General features: G+C 67.3%; 21 protein-coding genes and 10 pseudogenes. 20 read left to right on the top strand and 11 right to left on the bottom strand.

What is annotated here, in order from left to right:
• Positions 1 to 1,683: 1,683 nt before the first annotated feature.
• Positions 1,684 to 1,923: a 3',5'-cyclic-nucleotide phosphodiesterase gene (locus Q8W67_RS22395; protein WP_305549981.1), complete on the bottom strand. Its 240-nt coding sequence runs from the start codon at positions 1,921 to 1,923 to the stop codon at positions 1,684 to 1,686.
• 285 nt (positions 1,924 to 2,208) lie between these two features.
• Here Q8W67_RS22395 and Q8W67_RS22390 point away from each other — a divergent pair.
• From Q8W67_RS22390 to Q8W67_RS22380, 3 pseudogenes are all read left to right on the top strand, one after another.
• A pseudogene (locus tag Q8W67_RS22390) lies at positions 2,209 to 2,334 on the top strand (integrase core domain-containing protein); the annotation flags it as partial.
• Between the two features lie 123 nt (positions 2,335 to 2,457).
• Positions 2,458 to 2,828 (top strand): annotated as a pseudogene (locus Q8W67_RS22385) (6-carboxytetrahydropterin synthase).
• Between the two features lie 4 nt (positions 2,829 to 2,832).
• A pseudogene (locus Q8W67_RS22380) lies at positions 2,833 to 3,837 on the top strand (NAD(P)-dependent oxidoreductase); the annotation flags it as partial.
• Here the strand turns inward: Q8W67_RS22380 and Q8W67_RS22375 are convergent.
• The 3 genes and pseudogenes from Q8W67_RS22375 to Q8W67_RS22365 all read right to left on the bottom strand — a co-directional run.
• A pseudogene (locus Q8W67_RS22375) lies at positions 3,787 to 4,989 on the bottom strand (MFS transporter); the annotation flags it as partial. The pseudogenes Q8W67_RS22380 and Q8W67_RS22375 overlap by 51 nt on opposite strands.
• A gap of 40 nt (positions 4,990 to 5,029) precedes the next feature.
• Complete coding sequence (locus Q8W67_RS22370) at positions 5,030 to 6,091, bottom strand: lactonase family protein (protein WP_305549980.1); 1,062 nt, start codon at positions 6,089 to 6,091, stop codon at positions 5,030 to 5,032.
• Between the two features lie 13 nt (positions 6,092 to 6,104).
• Entirely contained in the window at positions 6,105 to 7,412 is a 1,308-nt protein-coding gene (locus tag Q8W67_RS22365; RefSeq protein ID WP_305550011.1) for an alpha-hydroxy acid oxidase, read from the bottom strand.
• A 184-nt stretch (positions 7,413 to 7,596) separates the two neighbouring features.
• On the opposite strand from Q8W67_RS22365, the gene Q8W67_RS22360 reads away from it, so the two are divergent.
• The 8 genes and pseudogenes from Q8W67_RS22360 to Q8W67_RS26920 form a co-directional block, all read left to right on the top strand.
• A complete protein-coding gene (locus Q8W67_RS22360; RefSeq protein ID WP_305549979.1) occupies positions 7,597 to 8,625 on the top strand; it encodes a LacI family DNA-binding transcriptional regulator in 1,029 nt (342 codons plus the stop codon).
• Between the two features lie 94 nt (positions 8,626 to 8,719).
• The gene (locus Q8W67_RS22355) at positions 8,720 to 9,391 is read left to right on the top strand and encodes an aspartate/glutamate racemase family protein (RefSeq protein WP_305549978.1); all 672 of its coding nucleotides are present in this window, start codon (positions 8,720 to 8,722) and stop codon (positions 9,389 to 9,391) included.
• A 3-nt stretch (positions 9,392 to 9,394) separates the two neighbouring features.
• Complete coding sequence (locus Q8W67_RS22350; protein ID WP_305549977.1) at positions 9,395 to 10,192, top strand: hydroxypyruvate isomerase family protein; 798 nt, start codon at positions 9,395 to 9,397, stop codon at positions 10,190 to 10,192.
• Positions 10,193 to 10,575: 383 nt separating this feature from the next.
• Positions 10,576 to 11,415 (top strand): NAD(P)-dependent oxidoreductase, encoded by an 840-nt coding sequence (locus tag Q8W67_RS22345; RefSeq protein WP_305549976.1) that lies wholly within the window; start codon positions 10,576 to 10,578, stop codon positions 11,413 to 11,415.
• Positions 11,416 to 11,444: 29 nt separating this feature from the next.
• Positions 11,445 to 12,146 carry a substrate-binding domain-containing protein gene (locus tag Q8W67_RS22340; protein ID WP_305549975.1) on the top strand — a complete coding sequence of 234 codons (702 nt, stop codon included), beginning with the start codon at positions 11,445 to 11,447 and terminating at the stop codon, positions 12,144 to 12,146.
• 26 nt (positions 12,147 to 12,172) lie between these two features.
• On the top strand, positions 12,173 to 12,625 hold the full coding sequence (locus Q8W67_RS22335) for an ATP-binding protein (RefSeq protein WP_370693933.1): 453 nt from the start codon (positions 12,173 to 12,175) through the stop codon (positions 12,623 to 12,625).
• Between the two features lie 35 nt (positions 12,626 to 12,660).
• Positions 12,661 to 13,007 (top strand): annotated as a pseudogene (locus Q8W67_RS22330) (transposase); the annotation flags it as partial.
• 59 nt (positions 13,008 to 13,066) lie between these two features.
• Positions 13,067 to 13,165: pseudogene (locus Q8W67_RS26920) on the top strand (hypothetical protein); the annotation flags it as partial.
• 140 nt (positions 13,166 to 13,305) lie between these two features.
• On the opposite strand, the gene ribA reads toward Q8W67_RS26920, so the two are convergent.
• Positions 13,306 to 14,397 carry a GTP cyclohydrolase II RibA gene (ribA, locus tag Q8W67_RS22325; RefSeq protein ID WP_305549974.1) on the bottom strand — a complete coding sequence of 364 codons (1,092 nt, stop codon included), beginning with the start codon at positions 14,395 to 14,397 and terminating at the stop codon, positions 13,306 to 13,308.
• A gap of 192 nt (positions 14,398 to 14,589) precedes the next feature.
• On the opposite strand from ribA, the gene Q8W67_RS22320 reads away from it, so the two are divergent.
• Both Q8W67_RS22320 and Q8W67_RS22315 read left to right on the top strand, forming a co-directional pair.
• Positions 14,590 to 15,291, top strand: coding sequence for a RibD family protein (locus Q8W67_RS22320; protein ID WP_305549972.1), 702 nt, complete (start codon positions 14,590 to 14,592; stop codon positions 15,289 to 15,291).
• The gene (locus Q8W67_RS22315) at positions 15,288 to 15,824 is read left to right on the top strand and encodes a cytochrome b (RefSeq protein ID WP_305549971.1); all 537 of its coding nucleotides are present in this window, start codon (positions 15,288 to 15,290) and stop codon (positions 15,822 to 15,824) included. The genes Q8W67_RS22320 and Q8W67_RS22315 overlap by 4 nt, the downstream gene beginning before the upstream one ends.
• On the opposite strand, the gene Q8W67_RS22310 is transcribed toward Q8W67_RS22315, so the two are convergent.
• The 4 genes from Q8W67_RS22310 to Q8W67_RS22295 are packed head-to-tail and all read right to left on the bottom strand — an operon-like array spanning position 15,798 to position 19,070.
• Positions 15,798 to 16,664, bottom strand: a complete 867-nt coding sequence (locus Q8W67_RS22310) for a class I SAM-dependent methyltransferase (protein WP_305549970.1) — start codon at positions 16,662 to 16,664, stop codon at positions 15,798 to 15,800. The genes Q8W67_RS22315 and Q8W67_RS22310 overlap by 27 nt on opposite strands.
• On the bottom strand, positions 16,661 to 17,713 hold the full coding sequence (locus Q8W67_RS22305; RefSeq protein WP_305549969.1) for a glycosyltransferase family 4 protein: 1,053 nt from the start codon (positions 17,711 to 17,713) through the stop codon (positions 16,661 to 16,663). The genes Q8W67_RS22310 and Q8W67_RS22305 overlap by 4 nt, the downstream gene beginning before the upstream one ends.
• Positions 17,710 to 18,114: a 6-carboxytetrahydropterin synthase gene (locus Q8W67_RS22300; protein WP_305549968.1), complete on the bottom strand. Its 405-nt coding sequence runs from the start codon at positions 18,112 to 18,114 to the stop codon at positions 17,710 to 17,712. Before Q8W67_RS22300 ends, Q8W67_RS22305 begins: the two co-directional genes overlap by 4 nt.
• A gap of 29 nt (positions 18,115 to 18,143) precedes the next feature.
• Positions 18,144 to 19,070, bottom strand: coding sequence for a zinc-binding alcohol dehydrogenase (locus tag Q8W67_RS22295; RefSeq protein WP_305550010.1), 927 nt, complete (start codon positions 19,068 to 19,070; stop codon positions 18,144 to 18,146).
• Positions 19,071 to 19,148: 78 nt separating this feature from the next.
• Here Q8W67_RS22295 and mdoH point away from each other — a divergent pair, with 78 nt between their 5' ends.
• Both mdoH and Q8W67_RS22285 read left to right on the top strand, forming a co-directional pair.
• Positions 19,149 to 20,921: a glucans biosynthesis glucosyltransferase MdoH gene (gene mdoH / locus Q8W67_RS22290; protein WP_305549967.1), complete on the top strand. Its 1,773-nt coding sequence runs from the start codon at positions 19,149 to 19,151 to the stop codon at positions 20,919 to 20,921.
• A gap of 496 nt (positions 20,922 to 21,417) precedes the next feature.
• Positions 21,418 to 21,834: pseudogene (locus tag Q8W67_RS22285) on the top strand (transposase); the annotation flags it as partial.
• Positions 21,835 to 22,031: 197 nt separating this feature from the next.
• Here the strand turns inward: Q8W67_RS22285 and Q8W67_RS26915 are convergent.
• Positions 22,032 to 22,130 (bottom strand): annotated as a pseudogene (locus Q8W67_RS26915) (hypothetical protein); the annotation flags it as partial.
• A 275-nt stretch (positions 22,131 to 22,405) separates the two neighbouring features.
• On the opposite strand from Q8W67_RS26915, the gene Q8W67_RS22280 reads away from it, so the two are divergent.
• From Q8W67_RS22280 to Q8W67_RS22260, 5 genes and pseudogenes are all read left to right on the top strand, one after another.
• Positions 22,406 to 23,587: a site-specific integrase gene (locus tag Q8W67_RS22280; protein WP_305549966.1), complete on the top strand. Its 1,182-nt coding sequence runs from the start codon at positions 22,406 to 22,408 to the stop codon at positions 23,585 to 23,587.
• A 207-nt stretch (positions 23,588 to 23,794) separates the two neighbouring features.
• Positions 23,795 to 24,346 carry a hypothetical protein gene (locus Q8W67_RS22275; protein ID WP_305549965.1) on the top strand — a complete coding sequence of 184 codons (552 nt, stop codon included), beginning with the start codon at positions 23,795 to 23,797 and terminating at the stop codon, positions 24,344 to 24,346.
• Positions 24,347 to 24,434: 88 nt separating this feature from the next.
• Positions 24,435 to 24,644, top strand: a complete 210-nt coding sequence (locus Q8W67_RS22270) for an AlpA family transcriptional regulator (RefSeq protein WP_305549964.1) — start codon at positions 24,435 to 24,437, stop codon at positions 24,642 to 24,644.
• Between the two features lie 426 nt (positions 24,645 to 25,070).
• Complete coding sequence (locus Q8W67_RS22265; protein ID WP_305549963.1) at positions 25,071 to 25,391, top strand: hypothetical protein; 321 nt, start codon at positions 25,071 to 25,073, stop codon at positions 25,389 to 25,391.
• A gap of 36 nt (positions 25,392 to 25,427) precedes the next feature.
• Positions 25,428 to 25,964: pseudogene (locus Q8W67_RS22260) on the top strand (bifunctional DNA primase/polymerase).
• On the opposite strand, the pseudogene Q8W67_RS22255 reads toward Q8W67_RS22260, so the two are convergent.
• Positions 25,951 to 26,456, bottom strand: a pseudogene (locus Q8W67_RS22255) (integrase core domain-containing protein); the annotation flags it as partial. The pseudogenes Q8W67_RS22260 and Q8W67_RS22255 overlap by 14 nt on opposite strands.

Here is a 26,456-nt window from a genome sequence, read left to right as displayed (position 1 = left end):
TGTGGGTGAATGCCCCGTACGGAATAGCTCTACGTTTACCATGTGCCCCGGCAAAACACATAACTGCCGATGTCTGAACCTTAAAAACGTCCACCAGAAAGGTAAATAAAAACGCGATTTAAATAAAGATCTCTGAAAATCCCCTTATGTGTCTATGAGGTCAGATTGCGCCCGCGCTCTTCATGCTAACGGCAGCCCATGAACTTAGCGAGCGCAAAAAATCCCCCGGCCCTGAAACCCGTATCGGCTCGGTCGCGTACCCGCGGGGTCAGGCAACTCCAGGAAGGAGCTCCAACCGTGAACAACTTCGCATGGCTCCGCCGGAAACGGGGCCGCAGGCCGTCGCTGGCTCTCGTGGTGGCAGCAGGCATCGCAGCGGCGGCAATCTGGCTGCTCATCTACCAACTCTCCGGGCGCATAATCTGGTTATGGTAGGCAGAGTATTCAGGATTTGTATTCCTCTGGCTCAGCGCCAAGATATGCACCGAGCAGATATCCCGCTTGATGTGTGAAAAGATATCCAATTAAAATAAGAAGATGTAGCATTTTTGTTTCTGAAAATATCATAAAAAATGTAAAAAAGCCAACACATATCAGCGATGACGATAGGCACAAAGCAATGATGTTGCAAAGCCAACCTATTATAATACCAACTGTGAATAGGATAGCAGCGACGATCACGACTTGACCCTTGTTTTGGTTAATAGATAAAATCTTAAGATTTATTCCTGTCCGTTCTTATCTCTATATATGCTGTGGACTTGGCAATCTACCCCTGTCTTTGACCTTGACGGCGTGCACGGATGAGAAATGCGGGACGGAAGTGGGGGCTGCGTCGGTAATCGCGATCCAGCGCGGTTCGAGGAAGCTGCGATCACGCAGCCAAGCTGCTGCAGATCATCCGTCGGACCTTCGCCCCTCACGTGCCTGCGGTGACATCGCCTACATCGCGGTCGGGCTGGGATTGAAGCGGGTCCGGAAGCGGTTCGATCCCGAAGACATCGCCTGGTTCCGGGAGAGACAACGGCGGGTGGGATGGCCGCCCGAGCCCTCTCGAAGCCGTAGGCGCATCGCCACGGCGCCCGAGCCGGAAGTGATCGACTTAAAGGCGTTGCTGGAAGAGCGGCATGCCGAGAGACGGGCGGCCCGAGAAGGAGGACAGCAGGTGTCGCGGGCTTCCGACATCAGGGCTGCACGCGGGAAGGGTAATAGGAGGCGCTTACCCGATCAGGGCGCTGGTGGCCGTATCACCACGATCGCAGGAGGGCTCACGATCCACTTCGGCGCGATCGTCCGGTGTGAGGGGGCCGACTGCGGAAGCGAGTCGTGGGCCGCGTCCGGCTCGCCTATCGCTGTCAGCTTCGTACGCTCATCGCGAAAAACGATCAGGACTGTGTCCCGTCGCCATCGGCATCAGGATCGGCAGGCGGAAAGCTGGTGCCGGCAGCGCGCAGGATCTGCATCAGGGCGTTGAGCTGCGCGATGGTGATTGCCGGCTCACCAGGGCTGCTCTCAGTTCGCGTCACAACGCTCAGAGGCACCTTCGCCCTGGTTGCAAGAACGTGGCCTTCCACCCGAGTGAGACACTGCTGCGCGAAGCTGCAGGCCTGTGATGACCCTCACCGGCTCCAGTGACTGAGAGGCTGGAACATCAATCCTCGTTCCGGGAGCGCAGGGCGAACGTTACTTGCCCCCTCCACCCTTGTAGGCCGTGATCGCGCGCCGACAGTTCTCCGAGATTTTGCTCATGTTCGCCTTGAAGCAGGCGTCCATCTCCGGGCTGTCCGGATCCTTGCCGCTGCAGAAGGTGACGGCATCTCCGGAACAGTAGGTCTTCAGGTCCTCGTTGCCGCGTTTAGGCGCCTGCGCCGAGGCGGGGGCGGCGGTAGCGATGAAGCTGATGGCGAGGATGAGGCTGCGCATAATGGGTACCGGACCGAAGGAGTTCGTCGACGCGCTAACGAGCCTGGCCCGCTGTTTTATCCCTTCCGCTCCCGGAATCGGATCCCGGCCCCGCCGCCGTTGGCCTAACCGGCTGGTTTAGGACCCGGCTGATCGAGAGGATCAGCCGGGCCCGGAGGGGTCGGGCATGAGGCGCGGACAGAAACCGAGCGCAGAGCAGGTGGTGCTGACGCTGTGCCAGATCGAGGTGCAGACGGCATAGGGCAAGCGTATCACCGTCGCATGCAAGGGGGCGGACGTCTCCGAGCAGAGCGACGCGAAGAATGGCTGAGACAGGAGATCTTCTACTCGCTGAAGGAGGCGCAGATCGTGATCGGTCTTTGGCAGACCATCTACAATCGCGTCCGGCCGCACTCATCCTTGGGCTACCAATGCGGATCGCGTTCACGGATTGTCGGACCGAGATCCCTTGGCGGCTCTCGCGGGAGACGCACAGAAGGAACGGGGTTTACTGGTCGCAGGCCGGCTATCGAGACTGAGCAAAAAAGATATCCGATGACGCTCACCCAAGCCTTCACCTTCGCGGCCCCCACCGGCTGCCGAACGTGCCCGAGACCCGCCGCTGCAACAGGATGCACGGCCATTCCCGCCGGGTCGAACTGACCGTCGCCGGGCCCGCGGATCCCCGGACCGGCTGGCTGATCGACTTCTACGACATCGAGAAGATCTTCGGCCCGCTGCTGGCGCGGCTCGACCACCATTGCCTCATATTCTCCTACACGGGCCTGCCCCCCGAGGAGGCCACGCGCCTGCGCGAGGAGCCCGAGGTCTACGCCATGAAGACCGGCCGGATCTGCGTGGCGGCAGTCAATACCCACAACATCGACCACGGGGTTGATGCGATCGAGGCGGTGGTGAAGGGCTGACCCGGTGGCCCTCAAGCGCGTCTGCCGGTTCAATCTCTGGGTCAACCCGGTCTTCGACGCACGGTTGAGGGCCGAACCCGACATCGACCTGCGGGTCGGCGATCTGCAGGGAGGGGCGGAGACGCTCGAGGCCCTGCTGGCGCAGGCGCATGTCTTCCACGTCTCGCCGGCGCGGGATGAGCTGCCCCGCCGGTGGCACGTGACGGATGTGTTGCTCGCCGGCTGCCCGAACCTGCTCGCGGTCTCTTCGGGCGGGGCGGGCTTCGACACGGTGGACGCGGCCGCCTGCACCCGGGCCGGCGTCGCGGTGGTCAACCGGGTCGGCGGCAATGCCCGCTCGGTGGCGGAACTCGCCATCGGCCTGATGCTCGCCGTCTCACGCAAGATCTGCGTCTCGGACCGGCTGTTGCGGACGGTGGGCGGCTTCTCGCGGGAATCACTGATGGGCCCTGAGATCAGCGGCTCGACGCTGGGTCTCGTCGGGATCGGCCATACCGGCCGGGAGGTCGCCAAGCTCGCCCGCGGCTTCGACATGCGGAGCCTGGCCTACGACCCGCTGCTCTCGGCCGGGGAGATCCGGGCCCGCGGCGCCGAGCCGGTGGACCGGGCGCAACTGCTGGCCGAATCCGACATCGTGTCCTTGCACTGCCCGCTCGACGCCACGACCCGCGCCAGCTTCGATGCCGACACCTTCGCGGCGATGAAGCCCGGGGCGCTGTTCATCACCACGGCCTGGGGCGGCGTGCACGACGAGGTGGCGCTGGCCGAAGCCCTGGCCTCCGGCCATCTCGCCGGGGCCGGCCTTGATGTCTGGGCGCCGGAGCCGCCGCCTCTGGATTCAGCTCTGCTCAAGCTCGACACCGCGGTGGCGACCCACCACACCGCCGGTGTCACGGGCCGCCTGCGGGCTGCGCGGGCGCCTCACGAAGATTGCCATCGCGACGACGCCGGCCGCGGCGATCAGGGCGGCGATGACGAAGGCGCTGGCGTAGCCGCCGAGATACTGCACGGCGAATCCCGTGGCGGTCGGCCCGATGATGCCCGAGATGTTGCTCAGCAGGTGGATGAAGCCGCTGACCCCGCCGACCCGCGCCTCCGGCACCAATTCGTGGATCGTCGCCCAGCAGGATTGCACCGAGCTCGTCAGCGTCAGCACGGCGACCGCGATCAGCGAGACCGCCACCGCGGCGTTCGGCGCGGCGTTGACGGTGATCAGCGCGACGCCCGCGATGGCGAGTGGCACGATCGTGGTGATCTTCCGCGCCGCCAGTTTGTCGTCCATGCGCTTGTACAACAGGTCGGCGACGATGCCGCCGCCGACATAGCCGACGAAGCCGCAGGCCCACGGGATCGCCGCCACGAACGCCATCTGCTGCACCGGCATGTGCAAAGCGTCGGTGAGGTAGCTCGGGAGCCACGAGAGGAAGATGTACAGGGTGTAGTTCACCGCGAACATGCCCAGCCCCAGCGAGAGCGTGCTCGGCAGCAGCAGGTAGCCGCGCAGGGACCGCTCGTGGTCGGACGCGGCGAGGTGCGACACGGCCCGGCTGCGCTCGACCAGGGCGATTTCTTCCACTGAGACCCGGGGGTTGTCCCGGGGGCGGTCGGTCATGAGGATCCGCCACGCCACCACCCAGACCAGGCCGACAGCGCCGATGGCGACGAAGGCCACGCGCCAGCCGTACTGGATCGCCAGCAGGCCGACCACCGGCGCCGCGATGGCGCTGCCGACGGTCTGGCCCGAGAAGGTGAAGCCGATCGTCCGCGCCGTCTCCTCGCGGGGGAACCACGTGGTGATGGTGCGGTTCGTGGTCGAGTTCATCGGCCCCTCGGCGAAGCCGAACAGGGCGCGGACCAAGAACATCTGGGCGAACCCGGTCACCGCGCCGGTGAGCATGCACAGGATCGACCAGGCGGCGGCGGCCCAGCTGTAGACGCTGCGCGGGCCGTAGCGGTCGGCGAGCTGGCCGCCCACGAAGGCGAACAGGGCGTAGCCGAAGAAGAACGTGCTGAAGATCACCCCCAGCTCGGAGGGCGACAGATTGAGGTCCTGCTTGACGAAGGGCGCGGCTACGCCGAGCGCGGCGCGGTCCATGTAGTTGATGATCCCGGCGATGAAGAGCAGAGCCGCAATCAGGAACCTGTATCGTTTGGCAAACATCGGGCTTCCTCCGGGATAGTCATGTTTTTGTTATGTATTTTTATAGGAACGCGATCGTGCAGGGGCTCGGGCTCTGGCGTGAGCCCGTCAGGGTGAGATCCCCGCTGCCCGGGTCGATGGCGAATTCGACCAAGCTGTCGCCCTGCTCGTTGGCCACCAGCAGGCGGCTACCGTCCGGCCCGAGCGTCATGAAGCGCGGGTCCCGGCCGCCGGATGGCGTCCAGCCGGCCGGTTCGAGGCGGTCGCCGTCCACGCGGAAGCGCGCGATCCCGTTCTGCCCACGGTTCGAGGCGTAGACGAAGCGTCCGCAGGGTGTGACCACGATCGCCGCCGCCGTGCTGGCGCCGAAGAAGTCGGGTGGCAGCGTCGGGACGCAGTGCAGAGGCGTGAGCGTCGCGGTTTCCGCATCCCACCGGCAGGTCGCGACCGTGGAATCCAGCTCGTTGACCAGGAAGGCGATGGTCCCGCCGGGGTGGAACGCGATGTGGCGCGGCCCGGCGCCCGGACGCAGAACCGCCTCGGAGACGATATTCAGGCAGTCGCCGTCGAGCCGCAGGACGAAGACGCGGTCGAGACCCTTGTCGGGCACCAGCATGTGGCGGCCGTCCGGCGACAGGACCACGTGGTGCGGATGGGCGCTGGCCTGCTCGGTCCGATGCGGACCGGGCCCGCCCGGGAGCGGCTGGATCTGCGCGGCCGGCTCCAGCCCGCCATCGGGGCGCAGGGGCATCAGCGCGACCGTGCCGCTGGCGTAGTTGGCGACGATCAGGAACCGCCCGCTCGGGTCGAGCGCTTGGTGGACGCTGTTGGTGCCGCCGGTGGCCGCGCTCCCGAGGCTCCGCAGTCCGCCGTCGGGCGCGACCGCGAAGGCGCTCGCCGCCTCGCCGTCGCCCTGGACCGTGTAGAGCACGGCACGCCCGGGATCGGCGACCATGAAGGACGGATTCTCCAGGCCTTCGACCCGGCCGAGATGGGTCCAGTCGTCGAGCCCGGCGCCGACCCCATAGACGTCGATGCCCTTGCCCCGCGCCCGGCGGCGCGCGGTGGTGAAGCAGCCGACGAAGGCGAGGCCGAGGGGAGGGCGGGGCGTGTCGTCGGCCATGCCGATCTCCGGGTCAGGTCCGCCGCGGGACGCGGCGTAGGAAGTCCGGGTTCAGCTCGGACAGGCGGTTCACCCCGATCAGCGCCATGTCGCGGTTGAGCTCCTCCTTGAGGATCCGCATGGCGTGCTCGACGCCCGCCGCCCCGCCGAGCGCCGCGCCGAACATGAACGGCCGGCCGAGCAGGACGAAGTCGGCGCCCAGCGCCAGCGCCTTCATCACGTCGGTGCCGCGCCGGATGCCGCTGTCGACGATGATCTTCAGGCTGCCCTTCCGGGCGGCGATCTCCGGCAGCACGTCGAGGGGCGCGATGGCGTGGTCGAGCTGGCGGCCGCCATGGGTCGACAGGATGACGCCGTCGGCGCCACAGCCCCGGGCGATCTCGACATCGCCCGGGGCGAGCAGCCCCTTCACCACTAGGTTGCCGGACCAGCGCTTGCGGATCGACTCCAGGTTCTTCCAGGAGAGCTGATCGCGCGCGATGGTGTTGCGCACCGCGCCTTGCGACATCATCGGCGGCCCGCGCGTAGCCTCGGTGTTCTCGAAATGCGGGGCGCCGTGCCTCAGGAAGGTCCGGGCGACGGTGCCGAGCAGCCAGCGCGGGTGGGTCGCGCTCTGCCAGGCGACTTTGGGTGTCACCTTGATCGGCATCGAGAAGCCGCTGCGGGTGTTGTGCTCGCGGTTGCCCAGCGTCGGGGTGTCGGCGGTCACCACGAAGGTGCGGTAGCCGGTAGCCTCGACCCGGTCGAGCAGGCGGTCGATCCGGGTCTGGTCGCCCGGCAGGTAGCCCTGGAACCAAGCCTGCGGATTCTGGGCGTAGACATCCTCCAGCTTGATCAGCGAGGAGGCGCTGAGGATCATCGGCAGGTTCATCCGCCGCGCCGCCTCGGCCAGCACGATGTCGCCCCGATAGGCGATGAACGCGGCCCCGCCGAGCGGCCCGACGCCGAAGGGTGCCGCGTAGGTGTGGCCGAACAGCTCGGTGGCGGTGTCGCGCCCCGAGGTGTCGCGCATCAGCCGCGGCAGGAAGGCGTAATCGGCGTAAGCCCCGCGGCTATGGGCCAGGGCGGCTCCCGTCTCGGCGCCGCCGGCTACGTATTGGAAGATCATCGGCGGCAGCAGCCGGCGGGCGTGGCGCTCAAAATCGTCCAGAGCCAGCAGGTCGCGGCACCGGTAGGGCGTGACCGCGTCGCTGCGCTTGAGGCTGGTGACGATGGCCTGCGGGCCGGCGACGCCCGGCGCTTCGACATCGGCTTGCCCCACCTTGGGGGCCTCGCGCTCCGGCGCTCCCAGGCCGGAAGCCGGCTGGCCGAACGTCGCCATCCGCTCTTCCCTGGATTCCATCTGGCCTGGATCCCTCCCGACAAGCCGACTATTTTGAAAGCGCTTTCAGATAGCCAGCATCGCTTGGGGGTGTCAATATACTGCAGGTTCGCTTCGTTTTGACTTGTGGGCGGGATTCGCCGAGGAGAATCGGATTTCAGTGCTGGACGTGCCGGGAGAGATTTTGGAACCGCTCGCACGCAGCCCGGTGGCGCGGGACGTTGCCCATCGCGCCGGGGTCTCCACCGCGACGGTGTCCCGGGTGCTGAACGGCTCGGCCGGGGTCCGGGCCGACAAGCGCGAGGCCGTGATGCGGGCCGCGCAGGATCTCGGCTTCGTCGCCAACGGCGCCGCCCGGGCGCTCTCGACCCGCCGGTTCATGGCGGTCGGCGCCGTGGTGCCCAATATCGAGAACGAGGCGTTCGTGCGCGTCTTGTCGAGCTTCCAGGAGCGGCTACGTCAGGCTGGCTACACCCTGGTCGCGGCCAATGCGGGCTATGACCTGGAGGACGAACTGCGCGAGGCGACCTTTTTGCTCGAGCGCGGCGTCGACGGGCTGATGCTGGTCGGCGACATCCACCACCCTGACCTGCACACCCGCATCGCCCGGCACGGCATCCCGATGGTGCAGACCTTCAGCCTGTCGCGGGAGCGTCCCTGCGTCGGCTTCGACAACGCCGCCTCCGCGGCCCGGGCTGCGAACTACCTCGTCGATCTCGGCCATCGGCGGATCGGGGTGATCTCCGGCCTGCGCAAGGACAACGACCGCGGCGGCGCCCGCGTCACCGGCATCGCCCAGGCGCTGGCGGCCCGCGGCCTGCGCCTCGCCCCCGAGCACGATATCGAGATCTCCTACGGCATCGGCGGCGGCCGCGACGGCTTCCGCCAGATGCTGGCGGGTGGGCCGCCGCCCACCGCGATCATCTGCGGTACCGACCAGATCGCCTTCGGGGCCATGATCGAGGCCCGCGCCCGGGGGCTCGACGTGCCCGGCGACCTGTCGGTGATCGGCCACAACGATTCCGACTTCGCGCCCTTCCTCGATCCGGCGCTGACCACCATCCGGATCCATTCCGCCGAGATCGGGCACGCCGCCGGCGACCATTTGATCGCCCGGATGCAGGGCCGCCCGGTGGTGCGCCTCACCCAGATCGACGCCGAGCTGATCCTGCGGGCCAGTACGGCGCCGCCGCGCAAACAAGCCCTCGATTGAGGCGGATCGGCGATATCTTGCCACCGCTTTGAAAACGCTTACAAGATCTCGAACGGCGACCGGACGCCGGATCGCGCCCCACCCGGGAGACAGCATGGCCCCCCGCATCGTCCTCCTGCACGCGACCCCGGTCGCGATGGCTCCGATCCAGGCGGCCTTCGCCGAGCGCTGGCCCGAAGCGGAGACGGTCAACCTCCTCGACGACGGCCTGTCCCTCGACCGGGCCAAGGAGCCCGGCGAGATGTCCGAGGGCATGATCGACCGGTTCGTCCGGTTCGGGCGCTACGGCCACGACATGGGCGCCGACGGCATTCTGATCACCTGCTCGGCCTTCGGGCCGGCGATCGACCGGCTGATCGAATCCGTGCCGGTGCCGGTGCTCAAGCCGAATGAGGCGATGTTCCGCGCCGCCATCGCGCAAGGGCAGCGCATCGGCATGCTGGCGACCTTCGGCCCCTCAATCGGCACCATGACTGACGAGTTCGAGGAATTCGTCGGCCAGACCGGGCGACCCGCTACCCTGCGCACGATCCTAGTGGACGATGCCATGGCGCGCCTGCGCGCCGGCGATGCCGAGACCCACAACCGCCGCGTCGCAGGCCGGGCGCCGGAATTGGCAGATTGCGACGCGATCATGTTGGCGCATTTCTCGACCTCCCGGGCGGCCGAGGCGGTGCGCGCTGCCGTCGATGTCCCGGTCCTGACCGCGCCCCATGCGGCGGTGGACCGGATGCGCGCGATGGTCGAGACCGGCGGGAGGGCCTGATCCATGAAGCTTGGTGCCTTCCCCGACCGCCTGAGCGGCCATTGCGGCTTCCTGTTTACGGAGTTGCCCCTGCCGGAGCGGTTCGCGGCTGCCGCGAAGGCCGGGTTCCGGGCGGTGGAGCACCCGAACCTGTTCGCGACACCGGCCCGGGACGTCGCGGGTTGGCTCGAACGAGCCGGCGTGCCCCTGGTGCAGACCGGATTTCCGGCGGGCGACGCCTCCAAGGGCGAGAAGGGTTTTGCCGCCCTGCCGGACAAGATCGCCTATTACCGCTCCACCGTCGAGCCGACCCTCGACTATGTGGAGCAACTCGGCTGCCGGATGGTCCACCCGATGGCGGGCGTGCGGCCGGCGGGGGTGGCGCGCGAGCGGCTCTGGGAGACCTATCTCGACAACCTCGCCTTCGCGGCCGACGCCGCCAAGGCCCGCGGCATGACGGTGATCGTCGAGCCGATCGGCCCGGGCTCGATCGCCGATTACGTGATCGACGATCCGCTCGTGGCCGTCGAGGCGATCCAGGCGATCGGCCGGGACAACGTCAAGCTGCTGTTCGACGCCTATCACTGCGTCTGCCTCGGCCACGACCCGGCGGCGCTGATCCGCGCGTACGCGCCCCTGATCGCCCATGTCCAGATCGCCGATAATCCGGGCCGCCACGAGCCCGGCACCGGCACCATCGCGTTCGACCCGATCTTCGAGGCCCTGGAGGCGGTGGGCTATGCCGGTTTCATCGGCTGCGAATACCACCCCACCGCCGGCACCGAGGCCGGCCTCGGCTGGATGCGGGCGGCCTCGGCGTAGGGCCTGTTCGGCCAGGTGCGCTCGCGATGACGGCGCGGGCGTGGTGAGCGTTTCGCATATCCAATCCCACCCATCATCCTGAGCAGTTTGCGCAAGCTGCTCAGGATGATGTTTCGGATGGATTGGTGTAATCGGGCAGTCTTTAAATTCTAAAGTGGTATTATATAGAAATACAGCGGGCACCTTTCGCGATTATGCTTTAGCCTAGCGACCGTGCATGGCGCTCCAGCACTGCGGGCCAGACCTCCGGGTTCACCAGGCACGGCGGCGTCTCGCTCCGGAGGAGGCCGATGCTCTGCTCGGCGCCCCAGGACGCCACGTGGCGGCGCGCCTCGTGGGTTACCTCAATGCGGTGAAAATCGCCTGATCCCGGAGCCAACCCGATGAGCGCCCCCACCGACACGATCCCGCAAAAACCCGTCCTGCTCACCGGAGCCTCCGGCACCCTTGGGCGCGTGCTCACGAAGGCGCTCGGCGCGCAGGGCTGGGCGCTGCGCCTGACCGACCGGGTGCCGTTCCCGGATCCGCTGCCCGAGGGCGTGCGTTTCCAGATCGCCGATCTGGAGGACGGCCCGGCGATCCTGCGGCTGGCGGAGGGGTGCGGCACGATCCTGCATTTCGGCGGGATCTCGGTGGAGCACCCGTTCGAGACCGTGATCGGCCCGAACATCCGAGGCCTCTACCACGTCTACGAAGCGGCCCGGCGGGAGCGCGCCCGGATGGTTTTCGCCTCCTCGAACCACGCGATCGGGTTCCACGAGCGCACCGAGATTCTGGACGGCGACTGCGCGCTCGCCCCGGACGGCTATTACGGCCTGTCCAAGGCCTATGGCGAGCTGATGGGCGGCCTGTACCGGGACAAGCACGGGGTCGAGAGCGTCTTCCTGCGCATCGGCTCCTGCTTCCCGGAACCGACCGACGCCCGGATGCTGGCGACCTGGCTATCCTACGCCGACATGACCCGACTGGTCAGCCGCGCCACCCTGGCCCCGACCCTCGGGCCGGCCGGTACGGTGGTGATCTGGGGCGCCTCGAACAACAGCCGCATGACCTGGTGGCGCCGGGATGGCCGCGACGTGATCGGCTGGGCACCGCAGGACAGCGCCGATTCCTACGCCCCGGCGCTGGAAGCCAAGACCAGCGGCAACCCGGTGGTGGAGCGCTACCAGGGCGGCGGATTCACCGCCCTCGACTATTCCCGCGCCGAGCCTCCAGGCCGGTGATCACAGAACCCGAGACGATGGGAGCCAGCATGGTGGACGACCAGCGAGCGACGCGGCTGAAATGCGCCCTGGTGGTGCGGGGCGCCTTCGACGCGCATGTGGTCCCCGCCTTCGAAGCGGCGGGCGCCCGGGCGGCGATCGACTGGGCGCCCACCGCGGTGATCATGAAGGCGCTCGACGCGGGCGAGACCGCCGACGCGGTGTTCGTGCTCTCCGACGCCATGGACCGGCTGATCGCCGAGGGAAGGGTCGAACCGGAGAGCCGGGTCGACGCGGTACGCTCTCGCTATGGCATCGCCGTGAAGGCCGGGGCGGCGCATCCGGAAATCGGGAGCGTGGAGGCGCTCAAGCGCACACTCATCGAGGCGCGCTCCGTCGCCTATTCCCGCACCGGCGCCAGCGGGATCTACTTCGCCGGCCTGCTGCCGCGGCTCGGGCTCGCCGATGCGGTCAACGCCCGGGCGACGATCATCCCGCAGGGCTTCACCGCCGAGAAGCTGGTCTCGGGCGAGGCCGACATCGCCGTCCAGCAGATCAGCGAACTGATGGTGGTGCCGGGCATCGAGGTGGTCGGGCCGTTCCCGGAGCCCGTGCAGGAGGTCACCACCTTCGCGGCCGCGATTCTGCGCGGCGCCGCCGACCGGGACGGCGCCCTGCGCTTCCTCGCCGAGCTGAGCACGCCGGAAGCGGCGTCAGCCTACCGCGCCAGCGGTCTTGAGCCGGCTTTCTGATCGAAGACCCGCGGCCCTCACCGTCCTTGCGAGCGCGCCGAGGCAAGCCAGGGCAGCGCGCGATCCACGAAGCGCTGCCCCTGTTCTGCGAGCGGGAGATCGCCCGGCGCGGCCAGCGACGCATCGACATCGCGTTCGGGCTGGCCCGCTTCCCGTTCGTGCGCGACCTGATCGGCTTCGACTTCGGCGCGCAGCCCTCGTTGGACAAGGCGCAGATCCGCGAGATCGCCACCGGCCGCTTCATCGCCAACGGCGAAGCGGTTTTGCTCCTCGGTCCGCCGGGCGTTGGCAAGACGCACTTGGCGGCGGTGATCGGGTGCGAGGCGATCGCGGCCGGCTACGGCGTGCTGTTCACCCCCGCCACGACGCTCGTGGCGCAGCTGGCCAAGGCGCATGCCCAGGGCCGGCTGGAGGAGCGGCTGACGCACTACGCCAAGCCGAAGCTGCTGATCATCGACGAGCTCGGCTACCTGCCGTGATCCTCCCTCGGTTTCACGGACACCTCTGATACGCTCTGGCTGGGCGGGGAAGGTGTCGGAGGGCGAAGGCGAGACGGGCGTTCACGCCCGAGTTCAAACGCGAAGCGGTCGCCCTTCTGGAGAGCTGCGGCCGGCCGCAGATGCAGATCGCGGCCGAGCTCGGGATCCAGCCCTCGATATTGCGGCAGTGGCGTTCAGCGCTGAACGGGGCCTCACCCCGACCACGTCCGGCAGGATCGACGGCGATCTCGGCCCCAAGTCCTGTGGCCTCCCCGTCCGATCAGGTCGCCGAGATCGTCCGGCTGAGGCGCGAGCTTGACCGGACGCGCATGGAGCGCGACGTGCTAAAAAAAGCCATCGGCATCTTCGCGGAGATGCCCAACCCTCAAGGTCGAGCTCGTCCTTCAGCGACGATGGGCGACCCGGGATGAGGCGCGGCGCGACCTGTTCGCCTCCATCGAGGACTACTACAATCGGCAGCCTCTCCACTCGGCACTCGGCTATCTCACGCCCGAGCAGGCCGAACGGGACGCGAGCTAAACTCCCCCTGTCCGCGAAATCGGGGGAGGATCATGAGACGCGATGCCGTGGTGACGCACGCGCTGAAACGGCCCGCGCTCACGGCTGCATCAAGCACGGGCATGACAGCTGAATAAAGCTGGGTGGGCGAGAAGCGGGTATCAGACCTGCTCGGCTTTCTGCGTGAGGTCCACAGCCTGCGCGTCCAGGCGGGCGGCAATGTCCCCACCGAGGGCGTGGCCGGTCCGGTCGCGCTTCATCGTCAGGTATCGCAGGTTCTCGGCGGTGACGCGGCCGAGGCTCGGCTGCGAGCCGACCACCTCGAGCCCCTCCGCGCGCAGCGCCGCGACCTTGGCGGGGTTGTTGCTCAACAGCCGGACGCGACTGATGCCGAGGTGGCGGAGCATGGTGGCGGCGAAATCATAGCGGCGCTGGTCAAGCCCGTAGCCAAGGATCTCGTCGGCCTCGAACGTGTCGAAGCCGCAGGCCTGCAGATCGTAGGCGCGGATCTTGTTGGCGAGGCCATTCCCGCGCCCCTCCTGATCGAGATAGAGCACGATGCCACCGCCGCTCTGCGCGAGGTCCCCGACGGCGCCGCGCAGCTGGTCGCCGCAATCGCATTTCAGCGAGCCGAACAGGTCTCCCGTCAGGCAGGCCGAATGCAGCCTCACCGCGACCGGGGCGCCCGGATCGGGCCGGCCGACGAGAATCGCCACGTGCTCCCGCAGGCCGTCTCCGCCCCGGAAGACCACGAACTCGCTGTCGCGTGCGCCTTCCAGGGGCACCGGCGCGCGGCTCACCTGCCGGACGCCCGCACCGCGATAGGCGGCGATCGACGAAGCCTGCACCGTGAGCAGATCGGCGGGCGCATCGGCCGGGTCGGCCAGTGGCACGACGAGGCAGGCGGGCAGCATCAGGGCAACGCGGGCGAGGTCGAGGGCGCTCTCGTCGAGGGACGTGGCCGGGGCGACCGGCCTGTCGAGGTCGGCCTCGGTGGCGAAGACGAGGGTCGCGATCGCCTGTGGATCGAGGCCGGCGAGCGGCACGGCCCCCGCCTCCGACCGCTCCGCGAGCCCAAGGCGGCGCAGGCGCGGGGCCGGCAGCACCAGATAAGCGGGCATCGACCGGGCCGAGAGGAAGGCCGACAATTCGGCATCGACCGATTCCGCGCAGGCCACCAGCGCGAGGCTCTCCCCGGCGAGGATGACCGGGCGCCCGGCGCGCATTTCCGCGATCGCGCGCGAAATGGTCACCTGTTCCCGGTCTTCACGGCGATCTAGATACTTCCAAAGAGTGGCCATCGAACACCTCAGACGGCAAAGCCCGATTCACGCAAGGTCGGTGGGGCTCAGCGAATGACCATCGGGACGGGTCCAGAGGGAGCTTTCGCATCTTGCCCGCCGCTTCCGGCTACGCTTGATGTATTGCGTCCGGGCAGCGATGACATGGGTGCGACGACGTGCTCGGTCTTCGCCGCGTTCGAGACCGGGACCGCGCAACGACCCTTCGTGGTGGCGCAGCTCGGCCAGTCGCTCGACGGGCGGATCGCCACCCCCTCCGGCGATTCGAAATACATCAACCTCTGCCCGGCGCTGGACCATCTCCACCGGATCCGCGCCCGGGTGGATGCCGTCGTCGTCGGCATCGGCACCGTCATCGCCGACGATCCGCTCCTCACCGTCCGCCGCGTCGAGGGGGCGAGTCCCGCCCGGATCGTCCTCGATCCCTCGGGCCGGATCCCGCCGAGCGCCCGCTTCCTCGCGGAGGATGGGGTGCGCCGGCTGGTCGTTTGCCGGACGGACGCGACCGTCCCGCCCTCCGCCGAATCCGTGCGGATGGAGGACGAGACGTCGTTCTGCCCGCGAGCGGTCATCGCACGGCTCGGCGCCCTCGGCTTCCGCCGCATCCTCGTCGAAGGGGGCGCGCGCACCGTCTCGGCCTTCATCGATGCTGGGGCCATCGACAGGCTGCACCTGATGGTCGCGCCGATGCTGATGGGATCGGGGCGAAGCGGCCTCGACCTTCGGCCAATCTCCGCCCTCAGTGAGGCGATGCGGCCCGTGACCCGGAGCTACCACCTCGGCGAGGGCGAGGTGCTGTTCGATTGCGATCTGCGGAGCCGCTTCGAGGGAGGAACCGCGTCATGACGGCACCGGCCACTTATTCCACCACGCAGAAGCTGCTCCACTGGGTCATCGCCCTGCTCATCGCGGAGCAGGTCATCGTCGCGCTGGCGATGACCAATGTCGGCAAAGGCCCGCTTCAGGACCAGCTCTACGAGTGGCACAAGTCCCTCGGCCTAATGGCCCTGGCCCTGGTGCTCGCCCGCATCCTCGTGCGTCTCTCGCGCGGGGCGCCGAAGCGGGAGGCAGGTCTCCTGGCCTGGCAGAGAAAAGCGGCTGACGCCTCGCATGCCGCGCTGTACGGCCTGATCGTGCTGGTGCCGATTCTCGGCTGGGCCGGCACTTCCGCCTGCTGTGCGCCGGTGAACCTGTTCGGTGCGCTGCCCCTCACCCTGCCGGTCTCGGGGGGCATGCCGGTGGGCTCGGCGATCCTGAACGTCCACTCTGTCGCCGCCTTCGCGCTCGTGGCGCTCGTCTGCCTTCATGCGGGGGCGGCCCTGCACCACCACGTCATCCGCCGGGACGGCACCCTACGGCGGATGCTCGCGGCCCGCTGAGGCCAGCTGTGCCAGCAGGTCGGCGTGGCCGATGACGACCGTCGTCCCCGGCGCGCCGCGGGCGGCCTCCCATTCCTCGACGTGGTCTGAATGGACGAGGCCCGTCTCCCGCACCGCCTGCGCCTTGCCAGCCTTCAAGAGGCCGATGAGGTCGCCCTGGTCCGGCCCGAGGTGCCAGGGGCTTGCGGCCGTCCGCACCACGTAGCCGTGCCGGCTGAACGCCTCCGCCAGCGCCGCCGTGGCGCCGGGCCCGAGCGCGGCGCCGAAGCCCTTGTCGCCGCCCTGGTGGCCGAGGAACGCGGCCTGCATCGCTGCGTCGGCGGGATGGGGCGGGTGCCACGTCTCCGTCCCGTCGTAGCTCAGGGCCGTGTAGAAGGTGGCGGCCGCCGCCGCGACCGCCGCGACGAAACGGTCGAGCCAGTCCCGTGAGACGAGGTCGAACAGAGCCGCAGCGGTGATGAGATCCGGCGCGGAGTCGAGGGCGCGGGCCGGCTCGGCCGCGAGATCGAGGCTGGCGAAGGTCACGCGCAGGCGCTTGCCCCCCTTGTCAAGCACCAGATCCTCGCCCTCCGCCTCCGCCTGGTCGGCCCACGCGGCGAGGGTCTCGCGGGCCGCCGCGAGCAGGACCGGATCGTGGTCGATCAGCGTCCAGGCCTGCCGTGGCGGGAGATGGGGGGCGAGGGCGCGCAGGTTCGAGCCCGTGCCGCAGCCGAGATCGACCACCGCGACGGCCTGCCGGTCGGGCAGGGCGTCGGCGAGGGCGGCCACCAGGCCGGCATCCCTGGCGAGGTTGTCGGCGGGCTCACGCAGGCCGAGCCAGTAGCTGCTGAAACCGCTCATGATCCGGCCTTCCTCAAGACGTCGGCGACGATCCGGACGGTGTCGCGCCAGCGGGGCAGGCGCTCCCCGGCCTCCCGGGAGGCCCGCGCCGCCGCGCGGCGCCGGGCCGGGTCGGCGATCAGGGCGCGCAGGGCATCGGCCAAGGCGGCCTCGTCGCCCGGCGGCACCTTCACCCCGGCGGCGTCCGGCACGGTGTCGGCGGCTGCCCCGCCCGTGGTGGAGACCACCGGCAGGCCGCGGGCGAGGGCGTCCGCGAGGGCCATGCCGTAGCCCTCGAACAGCGAGGGTGAGACCATGAGGTCGGCGCGGTCATAGAGCGCGTCGAGGCGCTCGGAGGGCACCGCGCCCGCCAGCGCGATCCGCTCGCCGAGGCCCTCGGCAGCGATGACCTCGCGCAAAGCCGCAACGTGAGCGGGCGACCTGTCGAGGGCGCCGACGAGGGTAAGGCTCCAGTCGAGATCCGCGACCTTGGCGAGGGCGGCCACGAGATGCGCGAAGCCCTTGCGCGGCGTCACCGCGCCCACGGCGAGGAGCCGCACCGGCCCCGGCCCCCCGCCCGTTGCGCGGGTCGCTGTCCCGGTGCCGGGCTCGGCCACCGTGATCTTGTCGTCGGGAACGCCGAAATCCGCCACCAGCAGGTCGCGGGTGAAGCGGCTGGTCACGACGATGCGGGCGGCGAGCGCCAGGGCCGCGCGCTCGGCGGCGATGAGGTGCGCCGCCTCGTCGGCGGCGAGGCCGGCCTCCAGGCCGAGCGGATGGTGGACGAGGGCGACGATCGGGCGGGGGGCCGCCGAGGCGATGATCGCGGGTGGCAGGCAGCCATAGGCGAGGCCGTCGATCAGCAGCACCGCCTCGCGCGGCGCGCGGGCCAGCAGCGCGGCTGTGAGTTCGAGATCCGCCTCGTCCGGGTGCGGGAACGAGGCCGGCAGGAACAGCGGGCTCACCGCCACGCCCTCGCGCTGCAGGTGTGCGAGGAGCTGGCGGGCATAGGCGTAGCCGCCCGTCGGCGTGGCCAAGTCCCCCGGGATGCAGAAGGTCGTCGCGGTCACGGGGCGACGGGGCCCTCGAACCACGCCCGCGCGATGTGCGATTCGTGCAGCATCACGCGGATCCGCTCGATGCCCTCGCCGCCCGGGCCCAGGTCGCCCGCGCGCGCTGCGGCGGAAATCTCTCGGTGGATGTGGCCGCAGAGGAATTCGGTGGTGGTGTTGATGCCCGAAAACTGCGGCAGATCATCGAGGTTGCGGTAGTTGATCGGCACGAGGATGCGCTTCAGCGCGTCACCCGCCCGGCCGATATCGACCACCACGCCGTCCTCCGTCAGGGAAGGCCGGTAGAAGGCGACGTCCACCACGAAGGTGGCGCCGTGGAGGGCCTGGGCCGGCCCGAACAGATCGCCGCGAAAGCTGTGGGCGATCATGACGTGCTCGCGGACCTCGATGGCGTACATGGTTTTGCTCCGGTGGCTCTGGTGAGGGATCAGGCGGCGTATCTCACAGCCGTGCAGAGGCCGCCCGCGCCTGGCGCCAGAAGCCGCGGCAGGGCGCCGGGCAGGTCGGCGAAGGCGACCTCGTCCGTGATCAGCGCATCGAGCCGCGGATCGGCGAGGAGGCTCAGGGCCTTCTGCATCCGGCGGGCATAGGTCCAGCGCGGGCGTCGCGAGGCGGCCACCTGGCCGACCTGGCTCGACACAAGGCTCAGGCGCCGGACGTGGAAATCGAGCCCGAGCGGCGCCGCCACGGCGCGGGTGCCGTACCAGCTCAACTCCATCACCCGCGCCTCGTCGCCCCCCAGCGTCAGGGCGAGGGCCAGACCGTCCGGGTTGGCGCTCGCGTGGAACACCACGTCGGCCTTGCCGGGCTCGGTGGCATCGGCCTCCGCGAAGGCGGCGCCGAAGGAGCGGGCGATGGCGGCCCGCTCGGGCAGCAGGTCGGTCACCGTCACCTCGCAGCCGATAAGACCGCTGCACAGATAGGCCACGATCAGGCCGACCACACCGGCGCCGACGATGGCGATGCGGTCGCCCGGCCCGGCGCCGGAATCCCAGACGGCGTTGAGCGCAGTCTCCATGTTCGCGGCGAGGATCGCGCGGCGCGGCGGAACGCTAGGCGGCAGCCGATGGAGGCTCTCTGGCCGCGCGGCGAAGTGCTCCTGATGCGGCTGCAGGGCGAACACGAAGGCTGGTTCCTTATCCGCCGGGCCCTCGATCCGGCCGACGGCGCAATAGCCGTACTTGACGGGAAAGGGGAAGCTGCCCTCCTGGGAGGGCGCGCGCATCCGCTCATACAGGGTCTCGGGAACGAGGCCCTCGAAGACGAGGCGCTCTGTCCCGCGGCTCAAGGCGGTCCACACCGTTTCCACGGCGAGAGCGCCGAGCTCGGGCGGGCCGAGAACCTCGCGCCGCAGTTCGGCCTGCCCGGCGGCGGTGTACCAAAGCGCCCTCGTCTCCCTCTCACCTTCCCTTGTCGCGTCGGATAGCCAAGGATGATGCACGTCGACCCCCTGCGGACCTGGGTTTCGGAGACAGGCGGCACCGGTCATTCCACGACGCCAGCCGGCCTACAATCGGCCGGCACTCTACGGTGGCGTCGCAGGGGCGTCCTGGCCGTGAACGTGACGACATGTCTCGCCCTGCTGGCACTCACGGGACTCGTGCTCGGAGCCGAGGGCTGGAGCGCGGTCGATCTCGCGCTGTTCGCCTGCTGCGGCCTCGCGCTGCCCTGGACCGTCATGGGCTTCTGGAACGCGGCGATCGGGCTGCGGCTGCTCGCGATGGGGCCGTCCGGCCTCGCCGCCGTTGCGCCCTTCCACGTGCCGGAGCGGGAGCCGATCCGCGTCGCCACCGCCGTGGTGATGACCCTGCGCAACGAGGATCCGGGCCGGGCGCTGGCGCGGCTGGAGCGGATCAAGGCGAGCCTCGACGCCAACGGCGAGGGCGCCGCCTTCGCCTATCACATCCTCAGCGACAGCGACGACCCGGCCATCGCCGTCGCCGAAGAGCTGGCCGTGGCGGCGTGTCGCGAGCGGTACCCCGAGACGGCAGAGCGCATCTTCTACCGGCGGCGGCCGAACAACTGCGGCTTCAAGGCCGGCAACCTCCAGGATTTCTGCCGGCAATTCGGCGACCTCTACGAGTTGATGCTCCCGCTCGATGCGGACAGCGTCATGGACGGGGCGTGCATCCTGCGCCTCGTGCGGATCATGCAGGCGCATCCGCGGATCGGCATCCTCCAGAGCCTCGTCGTAGGGATGGCCTCGCAGAGCCCGTTCGCGCGCATCTTCCAGTTCGGGATGCGCCAGGGCATGCGCCCCTACACGATGGGCGCGGCGTGGTGGATGGGCGATTGTGGTCCCTTCTGGGGTCATAATGCCCTGGTGCGGATAACCCCCTTCGCCGCCCATTGCCGGCTCCCCGATCTGCCGGACGGGATGTTCGGCGGGCCGATCCTCTCGCACGACCAGATCGAAGCAGTGCTGATGCGCCGGGCCGGCTACGAGGTCCGCGTGCTGCCGGTCGAGGGCGGGAGCTTCGAGGAGAACCCGCCGACGCTGTTCGACCATGTAGAGCGCGAGGCGCGCTGGTGCTTCGGCAACCTGCAATACGTGCGCCTCATGGGGCTGCGGGGGCTGCCGGCCACCAGCCGGTTCCAGCTCGCCGCCGCGGTGATGATGTTTCTCACGCCCCCGGCGCTGACGCTCGCGCTCCTTCTGCTGCCGCTCAAGCTCCTCGAGCTCGAAGACACGTTCCCGGCCTGGCTCGCGGCGTCGCTCTATCTCGCGTGGCTCGTGGGCTCGATCGCCCCGAAGCTTGCCGGCTATGCCGAGACCCTGGCCTCGCGGCGGGCTTCGGGTTCGTTCGGGGGGCGGGTCAAGTTCGCCTCGGGCGCCCTCGTCGAGATTGTGTTCTCGCTGAACCTGTTTTCGGTGATCTGCTTCTGGCTTACGCTGTTCATGGCGCAGCGCCTCGTCAGTTGGCGGCACGAATGGGGGCGCCAGAACCGGGACATTCAGCGGGTGGATTTCGCGCTGGCATCCCGCCGCCTGTGGCCCTGCTCCGCCTTCGGGCTCGGGCTCGCCCTCTGGATCTCCTGGCTGAGCCCCACGGCCTTCCTGTGGAGCCTGCCGCTCCTCTCCGGCCACCTGCTCTGCATCCCGCTCGCGTTCGCCTCGGCCGCACCCGCTCTCGGAGCGCTGATGGTGCGCAGCGGGCTGTGCAGTATCCCCGAGGAGCTCGGCATCAGAGCTGACGAGGCCTGACGCCGGCTCCGCAACTGGAGCTGGAAAGCGGGGGGAAGAGGGTTCTCGGGCCGCTACGATTATGCGGCCCTGCTCGATCGGTGGCGCCGCGCGGCCGACGGCCGGATCCTCGTCCTGCCCATCCTCGACCGGCGCTCGAACGCGCCGCTTCTGGAGCGCCTCGTCACGGAGCTGGGTCTCGCCGAGCGCCCGCAGCCGCTGCCGGCACCCCGCGATCTTATCTACCGGATGAACCGCGGTTCGGGCCCGATCGCCATCGAGGCGTCCCGTCGCCTGCACATGCTCGCATTACACCGTCAGGTGAGAGGGCACCCGCTGTGGCTCGGGAACTTCCTCGACAACCTCGCCTGGGTACGCGGTCTGGATGCAGAGCCTTTCCGCGGCGATGCGCGAAATGCCCTCGCCGCCGTCGAAGCCTACCGTGGAGAAACGAACGACCGCCTCGCCGCCCTGATCGGCCGGCCTCTCGCCCTGTCGCCACCTGCCGCCGGATCCGATGGCGGGGCGCGAGCTGCGGTGGGAGTGTCTCATCGCGTTCTCGGCCCGGCTCGCCCAGCAGATCGTCTACGTGGTCGACGACGAGGGCGTAGTGCACCAGAAGCCGGTCACCACCGCCATCGCCCACGCCGCGTTCCCACACGGCCACGCCTATCTCAGCCTGCGCGATGCCTTCGGTCCGATCTACGCCGATGGCCAGTTTGCCGGCGTGGTTGCGCACAATAGTCAGCCAGCGGCTTATCCCCGGCGGCTGGCCCTCGTCACGCTGCTGCAGTTCGCCGAGAACCTGTCCGACCGCCGGGCCGCCGAGGCCGTGCGTGCCCGCATCGACTGGAAGTACCTGCTCGGCCTCAACCTAACCGACCCCGGATTCGATGCCTCAGTCTTCAGCGAGTTCCGGTTCCGCCTCGTGCTCGGCGGCGCCGAGGCCCTCCTGTTCGACACCCAGCTGAACCACTGTCGCGAGCGCGGCCTGCTGACCAAGCGCGGCCGCCAGCGCACCGATGCCATCCATGTCCTTGGGGCGGTCCGCGGTCTCAACCGCCTCGTCGGCGCCATTGAGATCCGCGCCAACGCCGGGTCCTCGGTGCCGAGGGACTCCTTCAGTTCGCTCCTTCGAAGGAGTGGCCGGAGATCGCTCGGCACGCGCCGACGATACCAATAGACGCCCGTCTTCGGATGCCGCCAGGAGCGGGAAGGCGCGAGGACCATCGTGTACCACCCGACGGTCTGCAAATCTTTGCTGACGAATAGGTTTTTCGAAGTCAGCCACTTGGAGGCCAAGTGGCGGAGACGGAGACCGCCCTAGTCCATCGTCCGGCGAGATACAGCAAGAGCCGATAGCGGTCAAAAATGACTTAAGCGCCAGCGATATAGCCCTTGACGATTGCAAACAATTTCGTCCGGCGCGGTCTATTGCAATCCGCTCGCAGCCCACATTCGTTGTGGGGCAGAATGTGGGGTAACTGGATTTGGCGGACCCTACGATGGGTGGCAAGGGGCGGCATCCCGAAAAGGCGCTGACGACCGTGCAAGTGCGGGCGCTCAAGACCCCTGGGCGCCATGCCGATGGCAATGGCCTCTATCTCGTCGTCGATCGCTCAGGCGCGAAGCGTTGGCTGCTGCGCACCGTCGTGCAAGGAAGGCGGCGTGATATCGGGCTGGGCGGTGTTGGCCTCGTCAGCCTCGCTGAGGCGCGCGAAAAGGCGCTGGCCTATCGCAAGGTCTCACGTGACGGCGGCGATCCACTGGCTGAACGACGCAAGGCGCTGGCAACCATTCCGACCTTCGCCGAGGCGGCTGAGCTGGTGCATGCCGAGCACAAGGCAACGTGGAAGAACGCGAAGCACGCAGCGCAGTGGATCACGACCTTGCGCACCTACGCCAACCCGCATTTCGGCTCGAAGCGCGTCGATCAAATCGGAACCCCCGATGTGCTGCGGGCACTCGCGCCGATTTGGCTCACGAAGTGCGAGACCGCCAGCCGGGTGCGGCAGCGGATTGGCACAGTGCTCGACTGGGCGAAGGCCGCCGGCCACCGCAGCGGCGATAATCCGGTTGAAGGGGTCACGAGAGGCTTGCCGAAGCAGGGCGAGCGCGAGGAGCACCACGCCGCGCTGCCCTACGCCGAGGTCCCCGCGTTCGTCGCCCGCCTGCGGGCGATGTCCGGCCAGGGGGAGATCGGCCGCCTTGCCTTTGAGTTCCTGATCCTAACGGCGGCGCGCACCAGCGAGGTGCTGGGGGCTCAGTGGTCCGAGATCGACGACTCCGAGGCGCTCTGGATGGTGCCAGCATCGCGGATGAAGGCTGGCCGCGAGCACCGGGTGCCGCTCAGCGGGCAGGCATGCGAAGTGCTGACGCGCGCGAAGGTGCTGGCTGGCGACAGTTCGCTCATCTTCCCCGGGCGATCAGGAACCAAGCCGCTCTCGAACATGGTCTTCCTCATGGCGCTGCGGCGGATGGAGATGCCGATCACCGCCCACGGCTTCCGCTTGTCGTTCCGTGATTGGTCGGCCGAGGCGACAAACCTGCCGCGGGAGGTGGCCGAAATGGCTCTGGCGCACACCATCGAGAATCGGGTCGAGGCCGCATATCGCCGTGGTGACCTCTTGGATAAACGGCGCGATCTGATGGAGCAATGGGCGGCGTTCTGCAGGGGAGCAAGCTGAGCAGTGAAAACGATCCTTCTCCATACTCGCTACATCACGTCCGACTTTGACGCTGGGGCTGGGCCAGGACATCTCTTTGATTCCGATGCTCGCGAAGGCGCTTTTCGCGCTTATCGTCGATTGCTGCGAGACATCAGACATCATTCTAAAGATTAAGATTCGGATTGGCGAACTGCGGCGGTTACACTTCGGCCGGCGCTGCAACGGGTGGCGAGAAATTATTGGCGCGATTTCGATTTCGACGACCGCAAGAGGTCAGCGCAAATCAAGGCAGAAGCAAAGAAGCTCGTCAATCCACTAGCCGCTGCGATTAAATCGCTCGAAGATCAGTCGCCATTTGTGCGCCGTGGCCTGAACTCCAAGGCGCCATCTGTTACTCCTAAAAATGCCCTCGAAGAGTGCGATTTATTTGAGGTAGCTTTAGCCGCGAACAAGACGCTGCTCGATGCTTGCCGTGCGTTCGCAGAACGCGATCACCGTAAAGAAGGGGGCGCTATAAGATTTCAGAATGCCGCGCGAGATCTGTGCTCGGTGTGGGAGCAGATCTTCGGTCGGCGTCTCCCGCGCAACATCAAGATGGCGCGAGCGACTGATATTGATATCAGGGCAGGCGTCAAACGTCGCTTTGAGAACGCTGCGGCCGAATTTGTATTCAGCGCAATTTTCGAGATCTGCAACCCGTTTGAGGGTGGTCCCTCGTGGGTAAAAGCATCGCAGGTAGAGGAGGCGCTAGCCGTCGTGCTGTTTGGGGGGAAATAGCCCGAGCCCCTGACGAGGATTTCCCATTCCGTGCGACGGCTGATCGGTTCTGATTATAGCGACCTCCCGCAACGACCGGAGAGGTCCGATGAACTACCACCCCGACCTGCCTCCCACTGGCTTCAAGACCCGCGCTTGGGTGAAGCTCCGCTATGCAATTAGTAACTCGACGCTCCACCAATGGCAGACTGACGGATATTTTCCTAAGAGCGTGAAAATCGGTCCCCGCGCGGTTCGTTTTCGCGTGGAAGACATTCGGGAATTCGAGGCCAAGTTGCTTACCGGGCAGGAGGGCTGAGGCGCGGCGACCAACCGGATCGGCGCCATGTCGAACTCCACCTACATCAAATCCGCATTTAGCCGGCACCGCTTTTCACCAGCGAACGTCCGTCTCCAAGCCCTGTTCGATGACGACGCGACCGGCAAGTTGTCGCCGCAGCGGTGTGTCCGCCCTCGCTCTACTGACCCGAACTGGACGAGGAACGGCCTAACGGTTGCCTCACCCTCGGGCCGGGCGAGGCTATCGATCCAGGCTAAATTTTCTGATCAGCTGAAGCACTGGCTATGCATTGAAGCGGGCTGTGAACCAGCTCAGAGACTTCGCCTTGCCCATATAAGTAACCCTCTCCTGCGTCTATTTTTCCGTATTCGCTCTCCGCCGGGAATTGCGCCTATGCCGTTCCATCGCGTCGTAAATTCATGTTGAACTCGTCAGGAGGCCAAGATGTCCAAGCTTCACAGTGCGGCGAAGGAAGCTATTGATGCCCACGGCAAATTAAAAATCGAACTGCAGAAATTCATCATCGACAAGCTTATCGAAATTCACGATGACGTCCACGAATTTTGCCTGCCATATAATGAGATTTTGGAGATGGCCCTCGAATATGACGTAGAAATGGTAGGTGAGGACAATGGCAAAACGGGCGCACGGCACATCGTCGAGCAAATTATGAAAGATATGGACGAAAATTCCGACATCAAAACCTTGTGCCTGATTTGTGCCAATGACACTGGGCGGGGATTGCCCGCCCTTTTAGTTGTATGACGGAGATCGGCGGTGACTATCAAGCTTGTAAATCCGATGCTGCTTCAAGCGAGCTGGTTTGCCAAGGCCGGCTATGCGGTCTTGCCATTGTATGAACCTACAGCTGAAGCGTGCTCCTGTGGAGACGCATCCTGTTCGCGCGTTGGTAAGCATCCACGCACATCGCATGGCCTGGATGATGCTACAACAAAAATGGAAATTATTGAGAATTGGTGGAAACGTTGGCCGATGGCGAACATAGGTGTCGCCACAGGCATTAAATCGGGTTTTTTTGTTTTGGATATTGATGGAGATGAGGGCCGAGCGACGCTCGCCAGCATGATGGCCGATGGAGCAGCACTGCCGGTTGATGCCAAAATTAACACCGGCCGAGGGGAACACTAATGGTTCCGCTGCGAAGAGCTTCACGTGCGCGGCAGACGGCTTGGGCCAGGACTCGATGTCCGCGGTGAGCGTGGCTACGTTGTCGGTTCTGGAAGCCTGCACGCCTCAGGTCGTCGTTACCGCCACGCTCATTGGGGTGACCTGACCGGTATTTTGGACCGGGCCAGTTGCGAGGCTACTGCATGGTAGCACCCATGGGTAGCCGGAACGCCAGATCCGGGTAGCTGACAGGCGCGGGCGGCCGATAGCCCAGCGACGAATGCGGTCGGACGCGGTTGTATGTGTTCTGCCATAGACCGATCACGATCTGCGCCTCCTTCAGCGAGTAGAAGATCTCCTGGCGCAGTCACTCGTCGCGCAGCTTGCCGTTGAAGCTCTCGCAATACCCGTTCTCCCAGGGTGATCCTGGAGCGATGTACTGGATCTGCGGACCTGTCCTGGCGACCCATTTGCGCAGTGCCTTCGAGACCATCTCGCTGCGCGGTCCTTCGGTTCAGGGCCATTGTCGCAGCGGATGTGCTCCGGGATGCCGTGCAGGCACATCGCCTCAGCCAGCGCCTCGATCACGCCGAGGCTGTTGATGCGCCGCGCCACCTTCAAGGCGAGGCAGGCCCGGCTGTGCTCGTCGATCAGCGTCAGGATGCGCAAGCTTCGGCCGTCGTGGGTCTGCGCCTGCACGAA

The sequence above is a fragment of the Methylobacterium sp. NEAU K genome (assembly GCF_030700285.1).
GTDB lineage: Bacteria > Pseudomonadota > Alphaproteobacteria > Rhizobiales > Beijerinckiaceae > Methylobacterium.
Note: the sequence above shows the minus strand (reverse complement) of the source record. Positions and strands in the feature narration are given on the sequence as shown.

Bases quoted from the DNA above. Each gene is read 5' to 3' on its own strand.
- Q8W67_RS22395 (WP_305549981.1), bottom strand. From the start codon at position 1,923: ATGCGCAGCCTCATCCTCGCCATCAGCTTCATCGCTACCGCCGCCCCC.
- Q8W67_RS22370 (WP_305549980.1), bottom strand. From the start codon at position 6,091: ATGGCCGACGACACGCCCCGCCCTCCCCTCGGCCTCGCCTTCGTCGGC.
- Q8W67_RS22365 (WP_305550011.1), bottom strand. From the start codon at position 7,412: ATGGCGACGTTCGGCCAGCCGGCTTCCGGCCTGGGAGCGCCGGAGCGC.
- Q8W67_RS22355 (WP_305549978.1), top strand. From the start codon at position 8,720: ATGGCCCCCCGCATCGTCCTCCTGCACGCGACCCCGGTCGCGATGGCT.
- Q8W67_RS22350 (WP_305549977.1), top strand. From the start codon at position 9,395: ATGAAGCTTGGTGCCTTCCCCGACCGCCTGAGCGGCCATTGCGGCTTC.
- Q8W67_RS22345 (WP_305549976.1), top strand. From the start codon at position 10,576: ATGAGCGCCCCCACCGACACGATCCCGCAAAAACCCGTCCTGCTCACC.
- Q8W67_RS22340 (WP_305549975.1), top strand. From the start codon at position 11,445: ATGGTGGACGACCAGCGAGCGACGCGGCTGAAATGCGCCCTGGTGGTG.
- Q8W67_RS22320 (WP_305549972.1), top strand. From the start codon at position 14,590: ATGGGTGCGACGACGTGCTCGGTCTTCGCCGCGTTCGAGACCGGGACC.
- Q8W67_RS22315 (WP_305549971.1), top strand. From the start codon at position 15,288: ATGACGGCACCGGCCACTTATTCCACCACGCAGAAGCTGCTCCACTGG.
- Q8W67_RS22310 (WP_305549970.1), bottom strand. From the start codon at position 16,664: ATGAGCGGTTTCAGCAGCTACTGGCTCGGCCTGCGTGAGCCCGCCGAC.
- Q8W67_RS22300 (WP_305549968.1), bottom strand. From the start codon at position 18,114: ATGTACGCCATCGAGGTCCGCGAGCACGTCATGATCGCCCACAGCTTT.
- mdoH (WP_305549967.1), top strand. From the start codon at position 19,149: ATGATGCACGTCGACCCCCTGCGGACCTGGGTTTCGGAGACAGGCGGC.
- Q8W67_RS22280 (WP_305549966.1), top strand. From the start codon at position 22,406: ATGGGTGGCAAGGGGCGGCATCCCGAAAAGGCGCTGACGACCGTGCAA.
- Q8W67_RS22270 (WP_305549964.1), top strand. From the start codon at position 24,435: ATGAACTACCACCCCGACCTGCCTCCCACTGGCTTCAAGACCCGCGCT.
- Q8W67_RS22265 (WP_305549963.1), top strand. From the start codon at position 25,071: ATGTCCAAGCTTCACAGTGCGGCGAAGGAAGCTATTGATGCCCACGGC.